We start from the raw sequence: 7810 nt of genomic DNA, 5'->3' as shown, positions 1-7810 counted from the left end.
AGGGGCGACCCTCTGGAAAAATAGCTCGGTGCCAGCCCACCTACCCTCAGCCCCCACTAGGGGGATTCTTTTTCCCCTACCAACTCACCGCGGCGCTTGCAGTCCCGTCAGCTAGCAGGGAGAGGCTATTAACGGACTCAAGAGCCGCACTTTGACTTAACCAGGCTTTAAGGTGATAGGTAGCTCGGCAGTCGTCCTCGTTGTAAATGAGTGACTGTTCCAGATAGCGGCGATCTCGTGTTTCCAACCACTGGCTGTACCAATAGATGGAGTGGGCTCCATTAGCCTCCGGTAGTCGCCACTTGAACCCCAGCCAGCGGGCAATGTTTTTCAGAGAGTAGCTCTCAATGGGGAGCACTACCGAGCGTCGAACCCAGCTGTGTAAATCCACGAAGCGCTGCAACAGTTGTCGCACCTCTCGCGGATCCGTTTGGTACTGCTCCCCCAGGCGTCGGCAAGTCTGTATTTCAAAGTCATGAAAATGATAGATGGGCGCCTCAGGGTAACGTTGAACCAATTGTAAAAACTGTTGCCAGGCTTGCCCTTCTTCCTGCAGTTCGGCAGCCAAGCAGCCGTGGTAGTTGACAATTGTGTTTCCCTCTGCTTGTTCTACCACTAGCAAGCCTAACAGGTAGGCGACGTTGTGGCGGGGATCCGCCTCGATATCGAAGTACAGCTCCACGGACGCTGTTGGCAGAGCTTGCGGCGGGGATTGCAGCCAAAGGGGCTTGCGGCTGAGGGTGGCACGGGCTTGAAGCTGCAGTTGCAGGGCCACGCCGGCTCCCAGCTTGGGGATAGCCTGGAGCATCTCCAGGCGGGCGTTAGCTAAGGCCTCAATCGAGTTGATCCCTGCCTCTTGCAACAGGGGATAGCGGGATCCGGTTACGCCTGGCAGCAGGCTGAGGGGCTGGGTGGCGGCGTTTAGCTGTCGACAGTGCTCCCGCCAGTGGCAAAGATGACAGCGGCTGCGGGCCATCAACACCTGGGGCGGCTCCGGCTGCTCAAGGGAGCGCAGATACTCTTGCAGCAGGCGGCGCACCTGGGCGCGGCGTCGGCTGAGGTGGACAGGGTGCCACTTCCCATCTTTTAGAATCAAAAAGCCGCGTTTGGGCAGCTGCCCCTGCAGGGATCCCAGCAATTCTGCCTGCAGCACTAGCAACAATTCGTACTCCGGCTTGGGTCGCTTGCTAGTGCGAATGTGCACTGGCAGGTAGGAGGGTTGGCCCTTGCCAATGCCAGAGGGATCCCGAATCAGGAGATCCAGGGAGCTGCTTACCCAAAGGGAACGAAACTCTGGAACAGCCGCAGGCGGCAGTGCAGGGTTGGAGGGTGTCTTGGCGGTGGAGTGGAGCTCAACCTCTGTCTCAGGGGAAGGGGCGAGGGCAACTGCAGAGCCGGCAGGCTCCGCCTCAGCAACTCCCTCGGGATCCACTTCCCAGAACAGCTTTGCTACGACCTGTCCGCCGTAGATCCGCTCTGTCCCTGCTGCCATGGCTGCTAAAAGAGCTTCATTGCCCGGCGCCACCTGTTCGCCAGGGAATTGCTCCAGCACAGCAGCTTGCAGAGCTTGGCGATCCCGACGCCATTGCTCCAGCAGCTTTTCCGGCGGCAGCTTGGCTTCTTGAGGCCCAAAGCGATCTAGGTAGGGCAGGCGCCGACAGCGAAAAAAGGCCAGCAACTCTTCTGCGTCAACAGAACCCTGCTGGAACTCCAACGGCGGACAACCTCAGCTCTGCTGCCATTTTGGCACGCCTTTTGGGGATCCCTTACGACCTGGGATCCTGAGCTGACAAAAGATGGGCGATGAGGCGGTCAACTGTTTCCGCTTGGCGACGGGCCGTCTCCGCCTGGTGCTGGCAAACGGCCTTCAGCTCTCCCAGACAGGCAGTTTGCTCCTGGGTCATCAGCACTTGTTGCTGAACAATGCCTTTCAAATAAGACAAGTCGTCTTTGATAAAGATGACACTCTCGGCTAGGGTCAGCACGGCACCAACTAGGCGATCCAGGCGGAAGTCAATTTGGTCAAATCGGTCCTTGCTCTGCATTTTTTTACCTTGTAAGTGCAGTTTTCAGGGGCAGTGTCTACTATTTTGCAAGCTCCAGCAAGATTGACAGAGGATGGGATCACAGCCACGGAAGAGCTCGAGAGATAACGCAGCAGGGATCCCCAGTTAAGACCTGTGGCTCAACTGACGTATGCTGGAGAAGAAAGATTTCTTTACACCCGCAGATGGAGCCGACTGTAACCGCTCTTTCGATGGCCCCGGCCCTGCCTCAGACCCAGCCGGCAGCAGTGGAAATGCAGGGGGTGTGGAAGCGCTTTGGGCAGCAGGTGGCCGTGCAGGACTTGAGCCTGCGGATCCCACAGGGGGAGGTGTTTGCTCTGCTGGGCCCCAACGGGGCTGGGAAGTCCACCACCATCCGCATGCTCACCAGCCTCACCCGTCCCAGCCAGGGATCCATCTACGTGGGGGGCTACGACGTGGTGCGGGATCCCTTGGCAGTGCGGCGGCAGATTGGGGTGGTGTTGCAGCCCATCACCCTAGAAGCAGAGCTGACAGTTTGGGAAAACCTGGAGTTTCATGGGCGCATGCATCACATTCCCAACCCGGAGCGGCAGCGGCGCATCGAGGAGTGGCTGGAATACGTGAAGCTGGCCGACCGCCGGCACGACAAGGTGAAGACCCTCTCGGGCGGCATGAAGCGGCGCCTGCAAGTGGCCAGGGCGCTGTTGCACCGGCCGCAAATTTTGTTTCTAGATGAGCCAACCGTTGGGTTGGATCCCCAGGCGCGGCGGCTACTGTGGGAGATCTTGCGGGATCTCAACCGGCAGGGGATGACTTTGCTGATTACCACCCACTACATGGAGGAGGCCGAGGAGCTGTGCGACCGCATCGGCATCATGGATGGCGGGAAGCTGATCGAGCTGGGCAGCACCGACCAGTTGCGGGCCAAGTACGGGGAAGCCCTGCTGGTGCGCTCCCGCCCCGGCCAGGAAGTGAGCTACACCTTTTTCCCCAGCTTGGCGGAGGCCCAGCGGCAGTTGGAAGCTGAGCCGGACAAAACTGGCCTGATGGTGCGCCCTGCTAACCTGGAAGATATTTTTGTGCGCCTAACAGGTCGTCGTCTAGATTAGCGTGCCCTCCCCCCTAGCCCCTCTCCCAGGGGGGGAGTGCTGACTACCCCTCTTTGGGAGTGGGGGGTTCAAACTTGTAGCCAACGCCGCGCACAGTGCGGATTAGCTCGGGCTGACTGGTATCAGTCTCCAATTTCTTGCGAATTTGGCCAATGTGGACATCGACAACCCGCTCATCCCCTTCATAGTTAAAATCCCACACCTCTTGAATTAGCTCAGCCCGCCGCCAGACCCGCCCCGGGTGTCGGGCCATGGTGTAAAGCAAGTCAAACTCCAAAGCTGTCAGGTGAATTGGGCGCTGGTTGCGGGTGACTTCTCGGGTAGTTGGGTCAATCACCAAAGAGGCAAAAGTCAAAACCGGCGCGCCTGCAATCTTGGTTTTTGTCCGTCCTCGGCGCAGGATAGCTTGCACCCGTGCCTGTAACTCCGGCAGGCTGAAGGGTTTGGTTAGGTAGTCATCTGCACCTAGCTGAAACCCTTGCAGCTTGTCGGCAGGATTCACTCGGCTAGTTAACATCAATACGTACACGCCGGTTTCCTTTTGCATCTGTTGGCAGAGAGTGTAGCCACTAACATCTGGCAGGTTCAGATCCAAAATCACCAAGTTCGGCTGAAAAGCCCGCAACTGTTGCAAGCCCTCGGCGCCGGTTGCGGCCACCTCGACCGTATATCCCTGGCGCTGCAAATACCGCTTGAGCAGCATGCAAATGCTGGGATCGTCATCGATGACGAGGATGCGGGACATAGTAGGGTGAAAACTTGCAGAAGAGCTTTGCTAGCAGGGCATCCTTGGCCTGAGTTGGAGAAAGCAGCCGACCCAGGCGGCCTATTTAAATTACAGCAGAGGCAACAGACTGCTTCAGGTTCTTAATACCTCGGCTTGCAAGCTGGGCACTTCTTTCCTCAACTCGCCAGCCAAGCCTTAGAGTGGCATGGTGATGGTTCCTCCCAGAGGCTTATGTACGATCCCAACGCAGTCTTTCGCAAGGATCTCCAGTTGGCCCTCTTCACCTGGGGGATCCTGGAGCTGGCCTGTTTTGTCATTATCCCGTTCACCGGTGCCTACGCATTTGCCCAAGTTGCGGATTGGCTGTGGCCATCGCTAGTGCTGGGGCCAGCGGGGGCGGTGGTGGTGGCCTTGTGCTCCAAGCTCACAGTAGCTGCCAATTCCATCCCCGACCCCAAAAAGAAAAGGATGCAGCGGCAAATTGCCCAGGTCATCAGTTTCTTTGGCTTCCTGGGCTTGGCCTTGCCCTTGCTCCTGGCTGGCTGGACCTTTGGCCACGAAGTTCTCACCACCGACTGGGAGAATATGTTCACTAAGTAGAAGTCAAACGCTGCCCCTCGGTAGGTAGCTCCCCAAGCTAGCACCCTGAGGCGAAACTAGAAGTACTAGAGATGCTCCGGTGCAAGCCTTGACAGGGCCCTTTTCTTGGCTTTTGTCACTAGCTTCTTGGGAGCTGAGTTTTGGATAGCTAACTACCCGATGCGAGGCCGTTCTTCTCCTGCTGCCAACGGTTTTCCCTTCGGCACCTTGGTGGCCCTGAGCGTCTCTGTAGGGGCTTTGGCTGCTTTGGGCTGGCAGGTGTGGCAGTTTACTGCCCCCCTGCTGGCTCCTCCTGCGGTGCCTCAGTTTCCTCGAGCAGTGCGCATCGAGCCTTTGCCCAGACCCACAAGTCCCCCCTCTGCTCGCGCTACGCAGAGGGAGTCTCTACCGACCACTGGCACCCCCCCTGCCTTTCCCCCTGGCAGCCGCGGGCGGGTAATCGAGCCCATTGGTTTAGCCATCCGCAGCGAGCCGTCGGCAGATGGAGCCTACCAAGGGGGAATCGGGGTGGGGGAAACGGTGACGGTGCTGGAGTACAGCGCCGATGGCCGCTGGCAACGAGTGCGGCGAGAGTTGAACGGACAAGAGGGCTGGGTGCGGGCGGGCAATTTGGGCCCTGTGGAAGGAGCAGCAGTTGCCTCGGCTCCACCCTCTGCACCTCCTAGGGTTGAATCTCCACCTAAGTCCACCCCTTCGCCAGTTCGGCCAGCTGGAGAAACCCGCCTTGCTCCCGGGGTACGGGGACGGGTCATTGAGCCAAGGGGGTTGGCCCTGCGGGCCACTCCCGAGCGGGAAGGAGCCTACATTGGCGGCCTGCCCATGGACGAGGTGGTGACGGTGTTGGAGTACAGCGCCGATGGCCGGTGGCAGCGCATCCGGCGCCAGAACGGGCAAGAGGGCTGGGTGCGGGCCGGAAACCTGGCGCAGGAGTAGCAAGATGCCCCAGCGGGGGATTGTGACAGCAAGGCAGCCTGTGTTTGGCTAGGACAGTACCTGGTAGCCAAGCCAGGGGAAGGCGCCTCCCATCTCAGGTATTGGTCGTTGCCCGGAAGGAAGGTTGAGCGCTGAGCTTTGAGGAGGGATCATAGCCTCTCACGACAGATCCCCTGCTGCAAAGGTCATCTTGGAGATCCTGCCAAGCTGGAAAGAGGTGGGGGAGGACCGTTGCCGCAGCGTCTTGCCTGGCTCGCGGGACGGAGCCCTGAGTCTTGGCTGGCCAAGGTGCAGAGACTAAAGCCGTGAGATGCTTGCCTATGAACCGGTCAAAACTCCGCCTCCGTTCCCATCCCTCCTGGTGTCTGAGCCTGACGGCTCTTGGTCTGCTACTGGCTACTCCGGCTTGGGCTCATGGGGTGGAGGCCTCTTGGCGGGCCGTTCCCACTTTCGAGATCCAAGCCCGCTACGATTCCGGCGAGCCGCTGCGTTCTGCCCGCGTTACGGTGTTTGCACCCACCGATCCCACCACCCCTTGGCAGGAAGGGCAAACGGATGAGCAGGGGCGATTTCTGCTGCAGCCGGATCCTGAGCTCAAGGGACTGTGGCAGGTGCGCATTCGCCAGGCCGGCCACGGCGTGGTGGTGAATGTGCCGGTGGGCGAAGCGGCTATGCAGGCAGAGGGGATCCCCAACGGCTCCTCCTTTGGCCCTCTGCAGCGGGGGGTTATGGCTGCCTGCATCCTCTGGGGGTGCTTGGGTACGGCCCTGTTTTTCTCCCGGCCCCGTCCCTCCCAAGGCCCAGAACTCCCCGACTCCCCAGGGGGTGCTGCCGCTTTGAGCCAGGACTAGCCATGCACATCAGCGAGGGCCTTCTGCCAGCACCGCTTTGGCTGGGGGGGTATGGCATCACTGCCCTGCTGACGGGCTGGAGCCTACACCTCCTCCAGCGCTTGGAAAAGGATCCCCGCCGCCAACTCCCCAAAGCGGCGCTGCTGACCGCCGCCTTTTTTGTTGCCTCCTCCCTTCACCTGCCTTTTCCTCCGGCCAGCCTGCACCTGCTGCTCAATGGCTTGTTGGGCGTGCTGTTGGGGGCCTTGGCCTACCCAGCAATTGTGGTGGGCCTGTTTTTCCAGGCGGTGGCTTTTGGCCACGGGGGTCTGACCACGCTGGGGATCAATGCCGCCATTATGGGGATCCCGGCGCTCTTGGCAGGGGGGATCTTTCGGGCAGGCCGGCGGCCAATGGGAGCTGGGTTGGCGGCCTTCTGGGCGGGGGCGGCGGGGGTGGGGCTGGCGGCGCTGCTCTTCTATGGGGTGCTCATGGCTGCCCTCCTGGGCGAGGGGACGGTCTCCACCCAGGCAGAGCGCTTGGCCTTGGGCAGCTTGGTGATGGCCCACCTCCCTCTGGCAGCGGTGGAGGGGTTGTTTACCCATTGGGTGGTGCGGTTTTTGCAGCGGGTGCAACCGGATCTGTTGGGAGAAGATGCCAAAAGATAGGGCCGAGGTCGTCATCTCCCCGGAGCTCAGGGGAAGGCAGTTCTCCCCACCCCCTCCCCTCTCTCCCTCCCCCGCTTGGCTGCGCCGCTGGCGGCCTTTGCCCAAGCTGGTGGGCCTGGGAGCCCTGATGGCAGCTTGCGCCCAGGTGCAGCGCTTAACCTTACTGCCCCTAGTCTGGGTGCTGGTGGCTCTTCTCTGGGCGCTCTCCGGATTGCCCCTGCGCCAAGGGCTAAGACGGCTGGCTGCTCCAGGCGCTTTGCTCATCGCCTTCGTTGCCCTTCTACCCCTAGTTGTGGGAGATACTATCCTCTGGCGCTGGGGATCCCTAGCTTTGCGCTGGGAGGGGCTGGAGAGGGCGCTCTGCCTTGGCGGGCGCAGCCTGGCCCTATTGGCGCTGGCAACGCTGCTGGTGGAGACCACCCCTCTGCCAGCGCTGCTGGCAGCCCTGCGGGCTGTAGGGATCCCCGACCTCCTGCTGGAACTGGCCTGGTTGACGCAGCGCTATTTGCAGGAGATAGGCGCCCAGTGGCAGCAGATGCAACGAGCAGCCCGCTTGAGGGGCTGGCAACCGCGGGGATCCCTGTGGCGCCCGGGCCCGGCCTTGCGCCAAGACCTGCCCTTCCTAGCTGCTGCCGTAGGCACTCTCCTAGTGCGCAGCTACGAGCGCTCTGAGCGCGTCTATCAGGCGCTGCGCCTGCGGGGCTACGGAAAAGCGCCCTTACTCCCAGAAGAGAGGGCAGGGGATCCCTGCAGTTGGGCGGCCAGCGGTCTGGCAGTGGCTGTAGCTCTTGGCTTGGTGTGGGTTCAACTTGGGGGGTAGCCCGATTGAGGTGGTGGGCAGAGGAGTTCAGAAGCGAAACCTAAACTAAAATAGGAAAACTTTAATTTCTGCTGTTCTGCTGTCGCCATTTTCTCG

At 60.7% G+C, this 7810-nt stretch carries 9 protein-coding genes; 6 read left to right on the top strand and 3 right to left on the bottom strand.

Annotation, left to right across the window (positions count from 1 at the left end; all coding sequences use genetic code 11):
- Positions 1–76: 76 nt before the first annotated feature.
- Positions 77–1714, bottom strand: coding sequence for a TM0106 family RecB-like putative nuclease (locus tag NW830_RS07945; protein WP_414404650.1), 1638 nt, complete (start codon positions 1712–1714; stop codon positions 77–79).
- A gap of 52 nt (positions 1715–1766) precedes the next feature.
- The gene (locus NW830_RS07940) at positions 1767–2045 is read right to left on the bottom strand and encodes a hypothetical protein (protein ID WP_414404649.1); all 279 of its coding nucleotides are present in this window, start codon (positions 2043–2045) and stop codon (positions 1767–1769) included.
- 185 nt (positions 2046–2230) lie between these two features.
- Here NW830_RS07940 and NW830_RS07935 point away from each other — a divergent pair, with 185 nt between their 5' ends.
- A complete protein-coding gene (locus NW830_RS07935; RefSeq protein ID WP_414404648.1) occupies positions 2231–3136 on the top strand; it encodes an ABC transporter ATP-binding protein in 906 nt (301 codons plus the stop codon).
- 43 nt (positions 3137–3179) lie between these two features.
- Here the strand turns inward: NW830_RS07935 and NW830_RS07930 are convergent, their stop codons facing one another.
- Positions 3180–3881, bottom strand: coding sequence for a response regulator transcription factor (locus tag NW830_RS07930; protein ID WP_414362982.1), 702 nt, complete (start codon positions 3879–3881; stop codon positions 3180–3182).
- Between the two features lie 213 nt (positions 3882–4094).
- Between NW830_RS07930 and NW830_RS07925 the strand changes: the two genes are divergently transcribed.
- The 5 genes from NW830_RS07925 (at position 4095) to cbiQ (ending at position 7714) form a co-directional block, all read left to right on the top strand.
- Positions 4095–4463, top strand: coding sequence for a hypothetical protein (locus tag NW830_RS07925; protein ID WP_414362981.1), 369 nt, complete (start codon positions 4095–4097; stop codon positions 4461–4463).
- Positions 4464–4568: 105 nt separating this feature from the next.
- Positions 4569–5396, top strand: a complete 828-nt coding sequence (locus NW830_RS07920) for an SH3 domain-containing protein (RefSeq protein ID WP_414362980.1) — start codon at positions 4569–4571, stop codon at positions 5394–5396.
- Positions 5397–5716: 320 nt separating this feature from the next.
- Positions 5717–6247, top strand: a complete 531-nt coding sequence (locus tag NW830_RS07915) for a hypothetical protein (protein WP_414362978.1) — start codon at positions 5717–5719, stop codon at positions 6245–6247.
- 2 nt (positions 6248–6249) lie between these two features.
- Positions 6250–6894, top strand: coding sequence for a cobalt transporter CbiM (gene cbiM, locus NW830_RS07910; protein WP_414362976.1), 645 nt, complete (start codon positions 6250–6252; stop codon positions 6892–6894).
- Positions 6881–7714: a cobalt ECF transporter T component CbiQ gene (cbiQ, locus tag NW830_RS07905; protein WP_414362975.1), complete on the top strand. Its 834-nt coding sequence runs from the start codon at positions 6881–6883 to the stop codon at positions 7712–7714. Before cbiM ends, cbiQ begins: the two co-directional genes overlap by 14 nt.
- Positions 7715–7810 lie beyond the last annotated feature (96 nt).

Origin of the sequence: Synechococcus sp. OH30, from assembly GCF_047462175.1 — a bacterium.
Lineage (GTDB): Bacteria > Cyanobacteriota > Cyanobacteriia > Thermostichales > Thermostichaceae > Thermostichus.
This window is presented reverse-complemented; position numbering and strand designations above follow the sequence as displayed.